At 56.6% G+C, this 16,498-nt stretch carries 21 protein-coding genes; 7 read left to right on the forward strand and 14 right to left on the reverse strand.

The window, feature by feature from the left end:
• Positions 1–20: 20 nt before the first annotated feature.
• The 11 genes from npr to JK621_RS19005 all read right to left on the reverse strand — a co-directional run bounded on the left by npr (position 21) and on the right by JK621_RS19005 (position 8,164).
• The gene (gene npr, locus JK621_RS18955; protein WP_004948556.1) at positions 21–293 is read right to left on the reverse strand and encodes a PTS phosphocarrier protein NPr; all 273 of its coding nucleotides are present in this window, start codon (positions 291–293) and stop codon (positions 21–23) included.
• Complete coding sequence (gene rapZ, locus JK621_RS18960; RefSeq protein ID WP_004948553.1) at positions 290–1,144, reverse strand: RNase adapter RapZ; 855 nt, start codon at positions 1,142–1,144, stop codon at positions 290–292. The genes npr and rapZ overlap by 4 nt, the downstream gene beginning before the upstream one ends.
• Positions 1,145–1,274: 130 nt before the next feature.
• The gene (gene ptsN, locus JK621_RS18965) at positions 1,275–1,736 is read right to left on the reverse strand and encodes a PTS IIA-like nitrogen regulatory protein PtsN (RefSeq protein ID WP_212557188.1); all 462 of its coding nucleotides are present in this window, start codon (positions 1,734–1,736) and stop codon (positions 1,275–1,277) included.
• A 265-nt stretch (positions 1,737–2,001) separates the two neighbouring features.
• The gene (gene hpf / locus JK621_RS18970; protein WP_004948547.1) at positions 2,002–2,289 is read right to left on the reverse strand and encodes a ribosome hibernation promoting factor; all 288 of its coding nucleotides are present in this window, start codon (positions 2,287–2,289) and stop codon (positions 2,002–2,004) included.
• A 23-nt stretch (positions 2,290–2,312) separates the two neighbouring features.
• Entirely contained in the window at positions 2,313–3,746 is a 1,434-nt protein-coding gene (gene rpoN / locus JK621_RS18975; protein WP_212557189.1) for an RNA polymerase factor sigma-54, read from the reverse strand.
• Between the two features lie 50 nt (positions 3,747–3,796).
• Positions 3,797–4,522, reverse strand: a complete 726-nt coding sequence (gene lptB, locus JK621_RS18980; protein ID WP_006317106.1) for an LPS export ABC transporter ATP-binding protein — start codon at positions 4,520–4,522, stop codon at positions 3,797–3,799.
• 6 nt (positions 4,523–4,528) lie between these two features.
• Complete coding sequence (gene lptA / locus JK621_RS18985) at positions 4,529–5,068, reverse strand: lipopolysaccharide ABC transporter substrate-binding protein LptA (protein ID WP_006317105.1); 540 nt, start codon at positions 5,066–5,068, stop codon at positions 4,529–4,531.
• The gene (lptC, locus tag JK621_RS18990; protein ID WP_212557190.1) at positions 5,037–5,615 is read right to left on the reverse strand and encodes an LPS export ABC transporter periplasmic protein LptC; all 579 of its coding nucleotides are present in this window, start codon (positions 5,613–5,615) and stop codon (positions 5,037–5,039) included. The genes lptA and lptC overlap by 32 nt, the downstream gene beginning before the upstream one ends.
• Positions 5,612–6,166 (reverse strand): 3-deoxy-manno-octulosonate-8-phosphatase KdsC, encoded by a 555-nt coding sequence (kdsC, locus tag JK621_RS18995; protein WP_004948532.1) that lies wholly within the window; start codon positions 6,164–6,166, stop codon positions 5,612–5,614. The genes lptC and kdsC overlap by 4 nt, the downstream gene beginning before the upstream one ends.
• 17 nt (positions 6,167–6,183) lie before the next feature.
• Complete coding sequence (gene kdsD, locus JK621_RS19000; protein ID WP_212557191.1) at positions 6,184–7,170, reverse strand: arabinose-5-phosphate isomerase KdsD; 987 nt, start codon at positions 7,168–7,170, stop codon at positions 6,184–6,186.
• Positions 7,171–7,186: 16 nt separating this feature from the next.
• Positions 7,187–8,164, reverse strand: a complete 978-nt coding sequence (locus JK621_RS19005; protein WP_212557192.1) for a calcium/sodium antiporter — start codon at positions 8,162–8,164, stop codon at positions 7,187–7,189.
• A 313-nt stretch (positions 8,165–8,477) separates the two neighbouring features.
• Between JK621_RS19005 and mlaF the strand changes: the two genes are divergently transcribed.
• From mlaF to murA, 7 genes are all read left to right on the forward strand, one after another.
• Entirely contained in the window at positions 8,478–9,293 is an 816-nt protein-coding gene (gene mlaF, locus JK621_RS19010; RefSeq protein WP_004948525.1) for a phospholipid ABC transporter ATP-binding protein MlaF, read from the forward strand.
• Positions 9,294–9,297: 4 nt separating this feature from the next.
• Complete coding sequence (gene mlaE / locus JK621_RS19015; RefSeq protein WP_004948524.1) at positions 9,298–10,080, forward strand: lipid asymmetry maintenance ABC transporter permease subunit MlaE; 783 nt, start codon at positions 9,298–9,300, stop codon at positions 10,078–10,080.
• A gap of 4 nt (positions 10,081–10,084) precedes the next feature.
• The gene (gene mlaD, locus JK621_RS19020; protein ID WP_212557193.1) at positions 10,085–10,636 is read left to right on the forward strand and encodes an outer membrane lipid asymmetry maintenance protein MlaD; all 552 of its coding nucleotides are present in this window, start codon (positions 10,085–10,087) and stop codon (positions 10,634–10,636) included.
• Between the two features lie 14 nt (positions 10,637–10,650).
• Positions 10,651–11,280, forward strand: coding sequence for a phospholipid-binding protein MlaC (gene mlaC, locus JK621_RS19025; protein ID WP_004948518.1), 630 nt, complete (start codon positions 10,651–10,653; stop codon positions 11,278–11,280).
• Entirely contained in the window at positions 11,280–11,582 is a 303-nt protein-coding gene (mlaB, locus tag JK621_RS19030) for a lipid asymmetry maintenance protein MlaB (protein ID WP_212557194.1), read from the forward strand. Before mlaC ends, mlaB begins: the two co-directional genes overlap by 1 nt.
• A 140-nt stretch (positions 11,583–11,722) precedes the next feature.
• Entirely contained in the window at positions 11,723–11,977 is a 255-nt protein-coding gene (gene ibaG / locus JK621_RS19035) for a BolA family iron metabolism protein IbaG (RefSeq protein ID WP_126485490.1), read from the forward strand.
• 55 nt (positions 11,978–12,032) lie between these two features.
• Complete coding sequence (murA, locus tag JK621_RS19040; protein WP_126485488.1) at positions 12,033–13,292, forward strand: UDP-N-acetylglucosamine 1-carboxyvinyltransferase; 1,260 nt, start codon at positions 12,033–12,035, stop codon at positions 13,290–13,292.
• Between the two features lie 76 nt (positions 13,293–13,368).
• On the opposite strand, the gene degS is transcribed toward murA, so the two are convergent.
• The 3 genes from degS to zapG form a co-directional block, all read right to left on the reverse strand.
• A complete protein-coding gene (gene degS / locus JK621_RS19045) occupies positions 13,369–14,427 on the reverse strand; it encodes an outer membrane-stress sensor serine endopeptidase DegS (protein ID WP_212557195.1) in 1,059 nt (352 codons plus the stop codon).
• Positions 14,428–14,516: 89 nt separating this feature from the next.
• Positions 14,517–15,887 (reverse strand): serine endoprotease DegQ, encoded by a 1,371-nt coding sequence (gene degQ, locus JK621_RS19050; RefSeq protein WP_212557196.1) that lies wholly within the window; start codon positions 15,885–15,887, stop codon positions 14,517–14,519.
• A gap of 192 nt (positions 15,888–16,079) precedes the next feature.
• Complete coding sequence (gene zapG / locus JK621_RS19055; protein WP_212557197.1) at positions 16,080–16,481, reverse strand: Z-ring associated protein ZapG; 402 nt, start codon at positions 16,479–16,481, stop codon at positions 16,080–16,082.
• Positions 16,482–16,498: the final 17 nt, after the last annotated feature.

Genomic DNA, 16,498 nt, shown 5'->3' on the forward strand with positions numbered 1-16,498 from the left:
CAGGTCGTTACCGGTCAGGATTAGTCTTCATCAAACCCGGAATTAATCAGTTCAATCACCGCATTCAGCGCTTTCACCTCGTCCGGGCCGGTCGCTTCCACCTCGATGTGCCGCCCCTGTGCGGAATCCAGCATCAGCAGCGCAATGACGCTGCTGGCTTCGGCCTCGGTGCCGCTGTCGTTACGCAGCATCACTTCGGCGTCAAAACTCTGCACCAACTCGAACAGCTTCATCGCCGGGCGAGCGTGCATGCCGAGTTTATTTTTGATTTCAACCGTTTGCTTGACCGTCATTGTTTACGTTTTTCCAGCGTCCGGTGGCGCGATTGCACGTTCTTGCCGCGTGAACGGAAGTAGTCGGCCAGTTGTTCGGCTACGTAGACGGAACGGTGTTTACCGCCGGTACAGCCAATCGCTACCGTCAGGTAGCTGCGGTTGTTGGTTTCCAGCATCGGCAGCCACTGTTCCAGATAGCTGCGCGTCTGGTAGATAAAGTTGTGCACTTCAGTGTGACGATCGAGGAACGAGGCGACCGGTTTATCCAGGCCGGTCATCGGGCGCAGTTTCGGGTCCCAGTGCGGGTTCGGCAGGAAGCGTACGTCGAATACGTAATCGGCGTCGATCGGGATGCCGTGCTTAAAGCCGAAGGATTCGAACACCATGGTCAGTTCACGCTCGCGTTTACCCAGCAGGCGGGTACGCAGCATTTCGGCCAGCTCATGCACCGACATTTCCGACGTGTCGATGAGCAGGTCGGCCCTTGAGCGCAACGGCTCAAGCAGATCGCTCTCTTCATCGATCGCGCTTTCCAGCGACAGGTTCTTGGTGGAGAGCGGATGCAGGCGGCGGGTATCGCTGTAGCGGCGAATCAGGGTATTACGGTCGGCGTCGAGGAACAGCAATTGCGGAGAAAAGCAGTCCGGCAATTGGGTCATCGCATATTCGAACACTTCCGGCGATTCCGGCATGTTACGCACGTCGATGCTTACCGCTGCGGAGATGTTGCGTTCCGCCAGCGTGTTGGCAAGCTGCGGCAGCAGTACCACGGGCAGGTTATCAACGCAGTAAAAACCCATGTCTTCCAGCGCCCGCAAGGCGACGGATTTCCCTGAACCGGAACGGCCGCTGACAATCATCAGCACCATGTGGCAACTCCCCTGGCATCTCAGTGGCGTTTATCGCCACCGTTAGAAACTTTATTACTCCGGCCTGAGCCGGAACCCATCGTAGCTAAACAGTATCGTTATCCCGGCTGGAAGTCACGCCAGTCGGGCGTTACTCGGTGATGATCTGGTAAAGCTCTTCGTCGCTTTGCGCCGAGCGCAGGCGACGGCATACAGTTTTGTCGGCCAGGCGCTTGGCGACCAGCGACAGGGTATGCAAATGGGTTTTACATTGGTCGGCGGGCACCAGCAAGGCGAACAGCAAATCGACCGGCTGGTTGTCAATGGCGTCAAAGGCAATAGGTTGGTCTAGACGGATAAACACGCCAACGGCCCGCAGTGTGTCCTCTTCCAGTTTGCCATGGGGAATGGCGATACCGTTGCCGATACCGGTACTACCCATGCGCTCCCGGGTGAGAACCGCGTCAAACACCACCTGCGACGGCAGGTTGAGCTGTTTTGCAGCCAGTTCGCTGATAATTTCCAAAGCCCGTTTCTTGCTGGTGCAGTGTACCGAGCTTTTGGTGCACTCGATGTTTAACACCGAGCTTAATTGCATATATTCGTTGTTCATCTCATCTTCACTTAAAGCCATGCTTATCAGGCTGTTTTACGGGTCGTTTTGGCCCCGGGCAGTGCTCGAACGCCTCACGTACTTGCGTGTACGCTCGGGGTTCTGCGCGCTGGCCGTGACCGAACTGCCTGCGTCAATGACGCCTGAAAAGATGGCTTTCGCCTGTTTTAACCCTGATCACCGTTCGGCGCGTTGCCCTGGCGGGGAACGCGCCGATAGCTGAAACTGCGTTGAGCAGTGCCCTGACGGAAAGAGAATCAGAGTGTCAGTGTTGTTTTAATTTGTCTTTATGTTTGTTCAATTGACGCGCCAGTTTGTCGATCAGGGTGTCAATTGCGGCATACATGTTCTCGTCTTCCGAGGTGGCATGCAACTCGCCTCCATTCACGTGCACCGTCGCTTCCGCAATCTGCTGCACTTTTTCCACGCTAAGCACGACATACACCTGATTTATGCGGTCAAAATACTGTTCGAGCTTGGCGAACTTGGTATTCACGAACTCGCGCAATGGTTCGGTGATTTCGATGTGGTGTCCGGTAATGTTGAGCTGCATAGTGTCTTCCTTCTCTATTGAGGTCAAACCAACTGTTTACGCTGGTTGGACGGCGGGATGGACAAAGACTCTCGGTACTTGGCGACGGTACGCCGCGCCACGATGATCCCCTGATCGGAGAGCAGGGTGGCCAGCTTGCTGTCGCTGAGCGGTTTAGCGGGGTTTTCCGCCGCAATCAATTTCTTCACCAAAGCACGGATCGCCGTAGAAGAGGCTTCGCCCCCGCTGTCGGTATTCACATGGCTGGAGAAGAAATATTTCAACTCGAAAATGCCGCGCGGACTGTGCAGAAACTTCTGCGTGGTGACGCGTGAAATTGTCGATTCATGCATCTCCACGGCCAGGGCGATATCCGCCAGCACCATGGGCTTCATAAATTCGGCACCCTGTTCAAAAAAAGCTTGTTGCTGTTCGACGATGCAGCGCGTGACTTTTAGCAAGGTATCGTTACGGCTTTCCAGGCTCTTGATCAGCCATTTCGCTTCCTGCAGATTACTGCGGATATACTGGCCGTCACTGTCGTTGCGCGCGCTGCTGCCCATGGCGGCGTACTGCTGGTTGATCTTCAGCCGCGGAATGCTGTCGGCGTTGAGCTCTACCGTCCAACTGTCCTGCACCTTGCGTACCAGCACGTCCGGGATCACGTATTCTGACTCGCCGGTGTTGATCGACTGGCCCGGGCGCGGATCAAGAGACTGGATCAGCAGCATCGCTTCTTTCAGTGTATCTTCTTTTAGCCGCGTTGTTCGCATCAGGCTGCGAAAGTCGTGATTGGCCAACAGAGCCAGATGTTCGCTGATGATCAGGCTCGCTTCAGCCAGGTAGGGCGTATCTTTTGCGTACTGGGAAAGCTGGATCAGCAAACAGTCGCGCAGATCGCGCGCGGCGACGCCAACCGGATCAAAACGCTGCACGCGCTTCAAAACCGCTTCGACTTCGTCCATTGTCACATTCTCGTCACCCAGGCTCTCCAGAATATCTTCCAGCGGCACGGTGAGATAACCGGTGTCATCGACGGCGTCGACTATCGAGGTGGCAATGGCGACATCGGTATCAGAGAATGGCGTGAGATCCACCTGCCACATCAGGTAATCCTGCAGCGTCTGGGTGGTTTCGCCCTGATAGACCGGCAACTCATCATCGCTGTAATCGGTACCGGTGCCGGACGGCGTGCCTGCGGTGTAGATTTCGTCCCAGGTGGCGTCCAGCGGCAGTTCTTCGGGCATGTCCTTTTGTTCCAGCGCCTCGCGGGTATCCAGCCCTTCGGTCTCGGTCGTCTCTTTAGCGTCGATTTCTTCGTGCAGATCGGTCTGCTCAAGCAGGGGATTGCTCTCTAACGCCAGCTGTATCTCCTGCTGGAGCTCAAGCGTGGACAACTGCAGCAGGCGGATAGCCTGCTGGAGCTGGGGGGTCATGGCCAGTTGTTGGCTGAGCCTGAGTTGCAAACCTTGCTTCATAATCTTCAGTCTACTTCCGTTAACAGTCGTCCATCAGGACGCGCCGGCACTCAGAGGCGGAATTCTTCGCCCAGATAAACGCGTTTCACCTGCTCATCAGCCAAAATGGCATCCGGCGTGCCGTGAGCGATCAGTTTGCCCTGGCTGACGATATAGGCGCGTTCGCACACGTCCAGCGTTTCGCGCACGTTATGGTCGGTGATCAGCACGCCCAGGCCGCTGTCACGCAAGTGCTCGATAATTTTTTTAATGTCGATAACGGAAATGGGATCAACCCCGGCGAAAGGCTCATCCAGCAGGATGAATTTCGGGTTAGCCGCCAGCGCACGGGCGATCTCCACGCGGCGGCGTTCGCCACCGGACAGCGCCTGACCCAGGTTGTCGCGCAGATGGGAGATATGGAACTCTTCCATCAGCTCAACCGCACGGTCTGCACGCTGCTCGCTGCTGAGATCCTCGCGGATCTCCAGGACGGCCATCAGGTTGTCATACACGCTCAGACGACGGAAGATCGACGCTTCCTGCGGCAAATAACCGATGCCGCGACGCGCACGGGCGTGCAGCGGCAGCAGGCTGATATCTTCTTCGTCAATCACGATACGCCCGGCATCACGCTGGACGATGCCGACCACCATGTAAAAGGTGGTGGTCTTGCCGGCGCCGTTTGGCCCCAGCAGGCCGACGATCTCGCCGGATTTCACTTTCAGGCTGACGTCTTCAACAACTTTACGGCCTTTGTAGGCTTTCGCCAGGTTTTCTGCGATGAGTGTAGCCATAAGTGATTAGTTACTCTTCTTTTGCCCGTTTTTGTCTTGCAACTGCGACGGTACCAGAACCGTAGTCACGCGTTTGCCTTTATCGCTGAACGCCTGCATTTGCTGCTGTTGCACCAGGTAGGTGATGCGATCGCCCTTCACGTTGCTGTCGAGTTGCTCCAGATAGGCGTTCCCGGTCAGGGTCACCAACTGCGACGCCACGTCGTAACGGACCTTCTGCGCATGGCCTTTTACCGGCTTGCCGCTGTCTTGCATCTGGTAGAAGGTGACCGGATTGCCAAAGGCTTCGATATAGGTTTTGTTCTGATCGCCGCCTGGGCGGGTAACGACCACTTTATCCGCCTTGATGTCGATGGTGCCTTGCTTGATCACCACGTTATCGGTAAAGGTGCTGACGTTGCTCTGCATATCCAGAGACTGTTTCAGCGAGTCGATGCTTACCGGTTGGTTGGAGTCAGATTTCAGCGCCCATGCGGGTGCGCTGGCGGCCAAAATGAGGCTTCCGATCAACAGATTACGGCGTTGTTTTTTGGTTCTGAATTTCATAGTTGGTCTTAACCTTATCAATCAGCTCAGCGGTTTTGGCCCGCAGGTTCCCACGCATTTTCATGCCGTTAGAGGTAAAGTTTGTCCCGTAGAGGGTCACTTCATCATCCGAAGCGACATCTTGGGTCACCAGATTCACCTGAGCATTGTCCGTTTTAATTTTTTCCAGCTGTGAGGTGGTGGTCAGGCTGTTCACCTCAACGTGGCCGTAAAGATACAGCATTCGATCTTTAGTCAGTTTGGCGCGATCGGCGCGAACTGACCAGGTGGCCACCGCGTTTTCATCAAACAGCGTCATCACCGGCTGGGTAAACCAGCTTAATTCATCGGTGGTATAATACTTCACGTCTTCCGCCACCAGCTTGTAACTCAACTTCCCGGCCGGATTGTACACTATGGTGACCGTGTGCTGGCTCTGATAAGTCGGGTCCTGATCATTGACGGGGCCCGGAACCGCATCATCACTGAAATCAGTCATGTTCCAGCCAATCAGCGCCAGGACGATCACCGCCAGAAAGAGGGTGATCCAAAGTTTGGTTTTGCTCATATCGACAGCCCTTTGGCGTCCTCCAGCTTATTCTGTGCCAAAAGAATGATGTCGCACAGTTCGCGCACCGCGCCGCGGCCACCTGCAATGCGGGTGACGTAGTGGGCTCTTGGCGTCAGCAACGGATGCGCATCCGCCACGGCGACCGCCAGGCCAACCTGAGCCATCACCGGCCAGTCGATCAGATCATCACCGATATAGGCCACCTGATCGGCGTTTAACGACAGTGTATCCAACAGTTCGCGGAAGGCCAAAAGCTTATCGGACTGCCCCTGATACAGATGGGTGATGCCGAGGGTTTTCGCCCGATCTTCCAGCAATTTGGCTGAACGTCCGGTGATAATCGCCACGTCGATATCCGATGTTTTCAGGCAGCGAATGCCGTAACCGTCGCGCACGTTGAACGCTTTTAATTCTTCGCCGTTGTTGCCCATAAAAATCAGGCCGTCTGACAGCACGCCGTCGACATCGCAAATCAGCAGGCGGATTTTGCCGGCACGCGCCATGACGTCTTGTTCTACAGGCCCGTAGCAGGTTTCAACCAGACTCATTGAGTTCTATTCCTTAATTAAACGACGCCGGCGCGCAGCATGTCATGCATATGTACCACACCCAGCAATTGGTCGCCATCGGCAACCAGCAGCGCGGTGATATGGCGCTGCTGCATCAGGTTCAACGCATCGACCGCCAGCAGGTTCGGGCGAACCCGCACGCCGCCGAGCGTCATGACATCGACGATCCGGGCTTCGTTGAGGTTGATGCCCATATCAAATATCCGCCGCAGGTCGCCATCGGTAAAGATGCCGGCGATTTTCATCAGATCGTCGCAGATGACCGTCATGCCCAGGTTTTTGCGCGTGATTTCCAGCAACGCGTCGCGCAGCGATGCATCGGCGCTGACGTGCGGGATTTCCTCGCCGCTGTGCATGATGTCGCAAACGCGCAGCAGCAACCTGCGGCCCAGGGCGCCGCCGGGGTGCGACAGCGCAAAATCTTCCGGCGTGAAACCGCGGGCTTTCAGCAACGCCACTGCCAGCGCATCGCCCATCACCAGGGTGGCGGTGGTGCTGGTGGTTGGCGCCAGGCCGAGCGGGCAGGCTTCCTGCGGCACTTTGATGCACAGGTGAATATCCGCCGCTTTGCCCATCGAGCTTTCCGGATTGTTGGTCATGCAGATCAGCGGGATTTGCTGGCGCTTCAGGACCGGGATGAGCGCCTGGATCTCATTGGACTCGCCGGAGTTGGAAATGGCGAGCACGATATCTTGCGCCGTCACCATGCCAAGATCGCCGTGGCTGGCCTCCGCCGGGTGAACAAAGAAGGATGGCGTGCCGGTGCTGGCGAAGGTGGCGGCAATCTTGCAACCGATGTGCCCGGATTTACCCATGCCCATCACCACCACTTTACCGCAGCAGCCGGCGATCAATTCGCAGGCGCGGGTAAAGTCTGCATTGATGTACCGATCGAGCTGGGCCAGCCCGTCACGCTCAATCTGCAGCACTTCTTTGCCTGCCTGTTGAAAATCAAAGCCCGGTTGCAACTGAATGTTCGACATGTTCATTCCCGTCGGTTTAGCCGAAAGTACTGAAAGGGTTAAAAAACAGCACCGCAAGATACGCAATAAAGCCACATAATAACAGAGCGCCCGCCAGATGACCGATGCGATGTTTTCGCCCGATGCACAGCGCGCTGAGCACAATGCTGACCGCCAGCATGACCCAATAATCGCGGTGGAAGGCGGCAGGGTCGACGCTGCCCGGCGACAACAGTGCGGGAACGCCCAGCACGATCACCGTGTTGAAAATATTGGAGCCGATGATATTACCAATCGCCATATCATCCTCGCCCTTTAGTGCCCCGGCGATGGACGTGGCCAACTCCGGCAGGCTGGTGCCGATGGCGATGAGGGTCAAACCGACCACCAGTTCACTCATGCCGAAATAGTGCGCAATCACCGTGGCGTTATCGACCACCATTTTGGACGATAACGGCAGAATGATGAACGCCAGCACCAGCCACAGCACCGCTACGGTGTTGCTGCTGTCTTGCGGCAGCTCGGCGATTTGCTCTACGGTCAGGCTGTCGCTGCCTTCGCGCTGCGCCAGCCGGGCGATTTTCAGCATCAATAAAATAAAGGCGGCGGCGGCGGCCAACAGCACCACACCATCCAGGCGGCTCAGGGTGCCGTCCATCAATACGAAACCGCACAATACTGTGACCGCCAACATCAGCGGCAGTTCGCGGCGCAGCACCTCGGATCGCGCCGCCAGCGGGTGAATCAGCGCAGCCACGCCAAGGATCAATAATATATTCGCAATGTTGGAACCTAATACGTTCCCCACGGCCATATCTATCTGCCCATTCAGCGCGGCGGTGGTCGACACGAACAGCTCCGGCAGCGAAGTGCCGATACCGACGATGGTCATGCCGATGATTAACGGCGGCACGCCAAGCGAACGGGAAATCACCGCAGCACCGTAAACTAAGCGGTCTGCGCCATACACCAGTAAAAATAAACCAACGATGAGTAAAGCTATCGCGAGAAACATGCAGGGTCCTTTGTTGGGTATCATCCCGGTTCGTTGGTTAAAAGCCGAAATTCGGCTATCTTGCTTTGCCCTCCGTTGTGCAGGCTAAAGCCGCAGCAACGGGTTTTCCCGGCTAATATATGAACAGATTCGTTTTTTTCGTTATATGCGCAATTTTGACCGGGTGGCGCGTAAAAGTAAAATCAGGTACGGCCTTAGCGCACCATTGGTAGCGAAATACCGGTAAGTTTTTGTAAAGATGAGACGCGTTGCGTCCGTTGCTTTAACATCGTGGGTAGATTTGGCAAAAATGAGCCGTAAAGGATCGATTAACATGCACCAAAATGCAGAGAATCTGGTCGAAGTGCGCGACATGAGTTTCTCGCGCGGCGATCGACTGATATTCGAAGACATCAACCTGACGGTTCCCCGTGGCAAGGTCACCGCGATCATGGGGCCGTCCGGTATTGGTAAAACCACACTGCTGCGCCTGATTGGCGGCCAACTGGCACCGGACCGCGGCGAGATTTGGTTCGACGGCGATAACATTCCCGCGTTGTCCCGTCATCAGTTGTATGAAGCCCGCAAGAAAATGAGCATGCTGTTCCAGTCCGGCGCGCTGTTCACCGATCTTACGGTGTTTGAAAACGTGGCCTATCCGCTGCGTGAGCACAGCCGTTTGCCGGAACCGATTTTGCGCAGCACGGTGATGATGAAGCTGGAAGCTGTCGGATTGCGCGGCGCGGCTGAGCTGATGCCCAACGAACTGTCCGGCGGCATGGCGCGCCGCGCCGCGTTGGCGCGGGCGATCGCGCTCGACCCGGAACTGATCATGTTCGACGAACCTTTCGTCGGTCAGGATCCGATCACCATGGGCGTGTTGGTGAAGCTGATCGATGAGCTGAACCATGCGCTGGGCATCACCTGCATCGTGGTTTCGCACGACGTGCCGGAAGTGCTGAGCATCGCCGACTACGCGTATATCGTCGCCGATCACCGGGTGATTGCCGAAGGGACGACGCCGCAATTACAGAACAATCCTGATGCGCGCGTGCGCCAGTTCCTGGATGGTATTGCCGATGGGCCGGTGCCGTTCCGTTATCCGGCCGGGGATTATCAGGCCGAGTTGTTAGGCTTAGGGAGTAAATAAGCTCATGTTATTACAGGCGTTAGCGTCGTTAGGGCGCCGTGGCATCAATACCAGCGCCAGCTTTGGGCGCGCGGGGTTGATGCTGTTCAACGCGTTGGTCGGGCGGCCGGAGCCGCGTAAACAGTGGCCGTTGTTGCTAAAGCAAATGCACAGCGTGGGCGTGCAATCGTTGCTGATCATCATGGTTTCCGGGCTGTTTATCGGCATGGTGCTGGGGTTGCAAGGTTATCTGGTACTGACCACTTACAGCGCCGAGGCCAGCCTGGGCATGATGGTGGCGTTGTCGCTGCTGCGTGAGCTGGGGCCGGTGGTCACTGCGCTGCTGTTTGCCGGCCGCGCCGGTTCCGCGTTGACGGCAGAAATCGGCCTGATGAAGGCGACCGAACAAATTTCCAGCCTGGAAATGATGGCCGTCGATCCGCTGCGGCGGATTGTTGCGCCGCGCTTTTGGGCCGGTTTGATCAGTATGCCTCTGCTGACGATTATCTTCGTTGCCGTGGGCATCTGGGGCGGTTCGATCGTCGGCGTGGATTGGAAGGGCATCGACAGCGGCTTCTTCTGGTCGGCGATGCAGGGCGCAGTGGAGTGGAGAAAAGACTTGCTCAACTGCCTGCTCAAGAGTGTGGTATTCGCCATCACAGTGACCTGGATTGCCATTTTCAATGGGTATGATGCGGTGCCGACCTCTGAAGGGATTAGCCGGGCAACGACGCGTACCGTGGTACATTCGTCACTGGCGGTGTTGGGATTGGATTTCGTGCTGACAGCACTGATGTTTGGGAATTGATTCGATGCAAACGAAGAAGAGTGAAATTTGGGTTGGGGCGTTTATGCTGATTGCGCTGTGCGCCATCATCTTTCTCTGCCTGCAGGTAGCAAACATTAAGTCTATCGGTAACGAGCCGACGTACCGCATCTATGCGACCTTCGATAATATCGGCGGCCTGAAAGCGCGTTCGCCGGTAAAAATCGGTGGCGTGGTGATTGGCCGTGTGGCCGATATCTCGCTTAATCCCAAGACTTATACGCCGCGAGTCGCCTTGGATATTCAGGAAAAATATAACCAGATCCCGGATACCAGTTCGCTGGCGATCCGTACCTCCGGCCTGCTGGGAGAGCAGTATCTGGCACTGAACGTCGGTTTTGAAGATCCTGATATGGGCACCACCATTCTGAAAGATGGCGGTACGATTCAGGACACTAAATCAGCTATGGTTCTGGAAGATCTGATCGGTCAGTTCCTGTATAAAAGCGGCGGCCAGGATAACGCAGCCAAACCGGGAGACGCGGCCGCTGAGCCGGCTGCCGGTACTGCGCCGCAATCTGCCGCTCCAAGTCATTAAGAGAGGAAACCTGCATGTTTAAACGTTTACTTATGGTTGCCCTGCTGGTGGTTGCGCCACTGGCGAATGCGGCCGATCAAACCAACCCGTACAGCCTGATGCAAGACGCGGCTGAGAAAACCTTTACCCGGCTGAAAACCGAGCAGCCAAAAATCAAGCAGGACCCTAACTACCTGCGTTCGGTGGTGCACCAGGAGCTGATGCCGTTTGTACAGGTTAAATACGCCGGTGCGCTGGTGCTGGGCCGTTATTACAAAGAAGCGACCCCGGCGCAGCGTGAGGCCTATTTCACCGCCTTCCAGGCCTATCTGGAGCAGGCTTATGGCCAGGCGCTGGCGATGTACCACGGTCAGACCTACCAGATCGCCCCTGAGCAGCCGCTGGGTAATGCCGATATCGTCGCCATCCGCGTGACCATCATCGATAAAGACGGCCGTCCGCCGGTACGTCTGGATTTCCAATGGCGTAAAAACAGCAAAACCGGTTATTGGCAGGCGTATGACATGATCGCCGAAGGCGTCAGCATGATCACCACCAAGCAGAACGAGTGGGCGTCGACCCTGCGTACTCAGGGCATCGACGGTCTGACCAAACAGCTGCAAGCGGCTGCGCAGCGGCCCATCACGCTGGATCAGAAAAACTGATGTCGGCCGCACTCAGCTTTGAATCGCAGCAGCAGACCTTGATCCTGCGCGGCGAGCTGGACCGGGAAACGCTGCTTCCGTTGTGGGATCGGCGGGAAACGTTGCTGGCGGATAAAACCGTCCTCGACGTCTCGCAACTGCAACGCGTGGACTCTTCCGGGTTGGCGCTGCTGGTGCATCTGCGTGAACTGCAGCGTCAGCGAGGCGTTGAATTAAAAATTTCCGGCGCCACCGATCGCTTGAAAACGCTGATCGCGTTGTACAACCTGCAAGCAATAATGCCTGTCGATACCGCTGGTTAGCGATATTTTCAGCTGGATGAAGATGGTCATACCCCAAAAAGCCCCTGTGTAATAGGGGCTTTTTCTTTGGTTTAAGAAAACGTCGTATTCCACTAAGATGTCAGGCTGATTATGATCCTTTTGCTGCAGAACTGGATACTATGGAAAATAACGAGATTAAAGACGTGCTGATGCAAGCGTTGGCACTGGATGAAGTACATGTCACGGGCGACGGCAGCCACTTCCAGGCGATCGTGGTCGGCGAACTGTTTGCCGGCATGAGCCGCGTCAAAAAACAACAGACGGTCTATGCACCGCTGATGGAATACATTGCGGACAACCGCATTCATGCCTTATCGATCAAGGCGTACACCCCTGAAGAGTGGCAGCGAGACCGCAAACTCAACGGATTTTAAGGCTGTTTGCCCTCCGGGGCGGGCAGCTTCAGATTAGATAACAGAGAGTAGTCAGATGGATAAATTTCGTGTGCAGGGCCGGACCCGCCTCAGCGGTGAAGTTGCTATTTCCGGGGCGAAAAACGCCGCCCTGCCGATCCTGTTCGCCGCATTATTAGCGGAAGAGCCGGTCGAGCTGCAGAATGTCCCTAAGCTGAAGGACATCGACACCACCATTAAGCTACTCAGCCAGTTAGGCACCAAGATCGAGCGCAACGGTTCGGTGTATGTCGACGCCAGCGGCGTGAACGAGTTCTGTGCACCGTACGACCTGGTGAAAACCATGCGTGCTTCTATCTGGGCGCTGGGGCCGCTGGTCGCGCGTTTTGGCCGCGGTCAGGTTTCCCTGCCGGGTGGCTGTGCGATCGGCGCGCGTCCGGTCGATCTGCACATCACCGGCCTGGAACAGTTGGGTGCCGAGATCAAACTGGAAGAAGGTTACGTTAAAGCTTCCGTTGAAGGCCGCCTGAAAGGCGCGCACATCGTGATGGACAAGGTGAGCGTTGGCGCCACCGTGACCATCATGAGCGCCGCGACCCTGGCGACCGGCACCACCGTGATCGAAAACGCCGCGCGCGAGCCGGAAATTGTCGATACTGCCAACTTCCTTAACACGCTGGGCGCGAAAATCAGCGGCGCCGGCAGCGACCGCATCACCATTGAAGGCGTTGAGCGCCTGGGTGGCGGTGTTTATCGCGTTCTGCCTGACCGTATCGAAACCGGCACCTTCCTGATCGCCGCTGCGGTTTCCGGTGGCAAAGTGATGTGCCGCGACACCCGTCCTGATACGCTGGACGCCGTGTTGGCCAAACTGCGCGAAGCCGGCGCGGATATCGAAGTGGGCGAAGACTGGATCAGCCTGGACATGCACGGCAAGCGCCCTAAAGCGGTGACCATTCGTACCGCGCCGCATCCTGGTTTCCCGACCGATATGCAGGCCCAGTTCAGCTTGCTGAACCTGGTGGCAGAAGGGACCGGCGTGATCACCGAGACCATTTTCGAAAACCGCTTCATGCACGTGCCTGAGCTGATCCGCATGGGTGCGCACGCCGAGATCGAGAGCAACACCGTGATTTGCCACGGCGTTGAGCAGCTTTCCGGCGCTCAGGTGATGGCGACCGATCTGCGTGCGTCTGCCAGCCTGGTGATCGCCGGTTGCATCGCCGACGGTGTGACCGTCGTCGATCGTATCTATCATATCGACCGTGGTTATGAGCGTATTGAAGACAAGCTGCGTGCGCTGGGTGCGAATATCGAGCGCGTGAAAGGCGAGTAATCTGTCAGACGCCGGGGCGACGCTCCGGCGGAAATACTCTATTGAGGGTCCGGCTCACTGTGTGGCCGGGCCCTTTTTAATTGCTGTCTTCCGGAAATTCACCTACCGCCATCTTCAGCGTAATGCGCTTGCCGTCACGCAGCACGACGACCGGTATTTCCGTGCCCGGGCGTATCTCTGCCACCTGGTCCATGGTCTCCAGCACCGATATCGCCGGTTTGTTGTCTACGTTGATGATCACATCGTTGATATGGAAGCCTGCGTTACCCGCCGGTCCGTTCGGCGTAATTTCGGTCACGATAATGCCTTGCAGGCGGTCGATGCCGGAATTGGACGAACGTAAAGGAATAATCTCTTTGCCCTGAATGCCGAAGTAACCGCGGATAACGCGGCCATCACGGATCAGTTTGTCCATGATCTTGGTGGCAAGTTCAATAGGGATGGCGAAACCCAGGCCTTCCGGTGTTTCACCGTCGGTGATTTTATCGTAGGTCAGGGTATTGATGCCGATTAACTCACCCAGCGAGTTGACCAAAGCGCCGCCGGAGTTGCCACGATTAATCGAGGCATCGGTTTGCAGGAAGGTCTGACGGCCGGTGGTGCTCATACTGATGCGGCCCGTGGCGCTGAGGATCCCCTGAGTGACGGTCTGGCCGAGATTATAGGGATTGCCTATCGCCAAGACCACATCGCCCACGTGCGCGGCACGGGCGTTATTAATAGGGATAACCGGCAGATTGCCCGGATCTATCTTCAGTACGGCCAGATCGGTCAGGCTGTCGGATCCGACCAGCAGCGCTTCGTAGCGGCGGCCGTCCTGCAGCACGACGGTAATTTGCTGGGCATCCTTGATAACGTGGCGGTTGGTCAGAATATAACCGCGCTCGTTCATGATCACGCCGGAACCCAGCGACAGTACGTTGGCGGTACCGCTCATATTGCGATTGTAGATATTTACCACGGCGGGCGCAGCGCGTCGCACGGCCTTGTTGTAGCTGACCGGCGTTTCGTCACTGGTATTGTCATGCTTTTCTGCGAACAGAGTATTGGAAGAGCGCAGCACAGGCAGCGCAGCCAGCAGCAGGCCGGCGACGATTAAACCAATAACGACAGAACGCAAGAGCTTAGCAAACATGGAGTTTTAGTACGTGAGATGAAGGATGCACGGAGGATAACATGAGAATACCGGGCGCAGTATGTCACTGAGCCCGGTTTTTAAACAAATTAACGCAGCAGCAGATAAAGGGTTTCAGTGCCGCGCACGATGTTCAGCGCCATGACCGGTGGTTTGGTTGCCAATACTTTGCGCAAGGTTGCGATGTCCTCAACGCGCTGGCGGTTGACGCCAATGATCACATCGTCTTTCTGCAGCCCAATTTGCGCCGCCGTTGAGCCTTTATCCACCTTATCGATCTTCACGCCCTTGTCACCGCTGGTGAGGGTGCCATTACTGAGGGAAACCCCCTGCAGGGCCGGTGACAGCGTTTCGGCATTGGTGGAGGCGCCCTCGCTGTTGTCCAGCGTAACGGCAACTTCCTGTGGTTTGCCATCGCGCAGCAGCCCGACCTTGATGGTTTTGCCCGGTGCGGTAGTGCCGACTTTGGCACGCAGTTCGGCGAAGCTGCTGACCGGCTTGCCGTCGACGGAAACCAAAATGTCGCCGGCCTTGATACCCGCCTTGGCGGCGGCGGATTTCGGCAGCACTTCGCTGACGAAGGCGCCGCGTTGAGCGTCAGTATTAAACGCCTTGGCCATATCGGCGGTCATTTCACTGCCTTTAATGCCAAGCAGGCCGCGTTTCACCTCGCCAAATTCGATCAGCTGCCGGCTGAGGTTCTGCGCCATGTTGCTCGGAATGGCGAAGCCGATGCCAATGTTGCCGCCGCCCGGCGCCAGAATGGCCGTGTTGATGCCTATCAGCTCGCCGTTAAGATTAACCAGCGCGCCGCCGGAGTTACCGCGGTTGATGGAGGCGTCCGTCTGGATAAAGTTTTCCAGCCCTTCCAGGTTCAGGCCGCTGCGGCCCAGCGCGGAAATAATGCCGGAGGTGGCGGTCTGGCCGAGGCCAAACGGGTTGCCGACGGCAACGGCGAAATCGCCGACCCGCAACGCATCGGAGTCCGCCATTTTTATCGCGGTCAGGTTTTTCACGTCGCTGAGCTGCAGCAGGGCAATATCGGATTGTTCGTCGCGGCCAACCAGTTTGGCGTCCACTTCGCGGCCGTCATTCAGCTGTACGCTGATTTTGTCGGCGTTGTTGATGACGTGGTTGTTGGTCAGTACATAGCCTTTGGCGGCGTCGATGATTACGCCGGAGCCCAGCCCTTCAAACGGACGTGAGCTTTGTTGCTGTCCGGGCGCGTCGGGGCCGAAGAAGCGTTTGAATTCCTCTGGAACTTGCTGGCGCTGCACCTGAGTCCCTTCAACATGCACGCTGACGACTGCGGGCAAAACTTTTTCCAGCATCGGCGCCAGGCTTGGCAGCGATTGCCCCTGAACGGCGACGGGCAATGCCGCGCTGACTGCCGGTACGGAGGTGAGCGTGAGGCCAATACTCATTGCCAATGCACTAAGAATTAACGACTTTTTCTTCATTGATAATAACTCTCTCAATACCTGCCGGTGAAATAGTGATGATAAAGCAGCAGCAATACCATAGTGAAGGGTAAGACCGTGAATTTGCGTGAAAAGTTCACTCAAGCGCCAGCGTTAAGGATAGCTCAGACGCGGGGGATAAAGCGGGGCAAGATGAAAACCCGTGGGGCGGGCCCACGGGCAGGGCGAGGATCAGTCGCGGCGCGGGCGGTCGCCACGCAGCAGGCCGGAGGCGCCTTCAGAGTAGTCGCGCGGCATTTCTACCGGTGCCTGATCGTTATCGGCTTCGGCTTCGGTCAGGCGATAGCGGAACGGATTTTCCTGCATCGGCAGATCCGGCAACAGGTTGTTGGAGCTCTTCGCCATATGTTGATACAGCTGGCGATAGTCTCGCGCCATGTTATCCAACAGCTCGGCGCTGCGGGCAAAATGGCCGACCAACTCCTGACGATACTCTTCCAGCTCGGTTTTGCTCTTGTCCAACTCGTTTTGCAGCACTTGTTGTTGACGTAATTTACGGTTACCAAAACGCATCGCTACCGCACCAATGGCGATGCCGACGACTAAACCAATCAGCGCATACTCCCAGGTCATGATGACTCCTATTTTGA

It is taken from the genome of Serratia plymuthica, from assembly GCF_018336935.1.
In the GTDB taxonomy this organism is placed as follows: Bacteria; Pseudomonadota; Gammaproteobacteria; order Enterobacterales; family Enterobacteriaceae; genus Serratia; species Serratia plymuthica_B.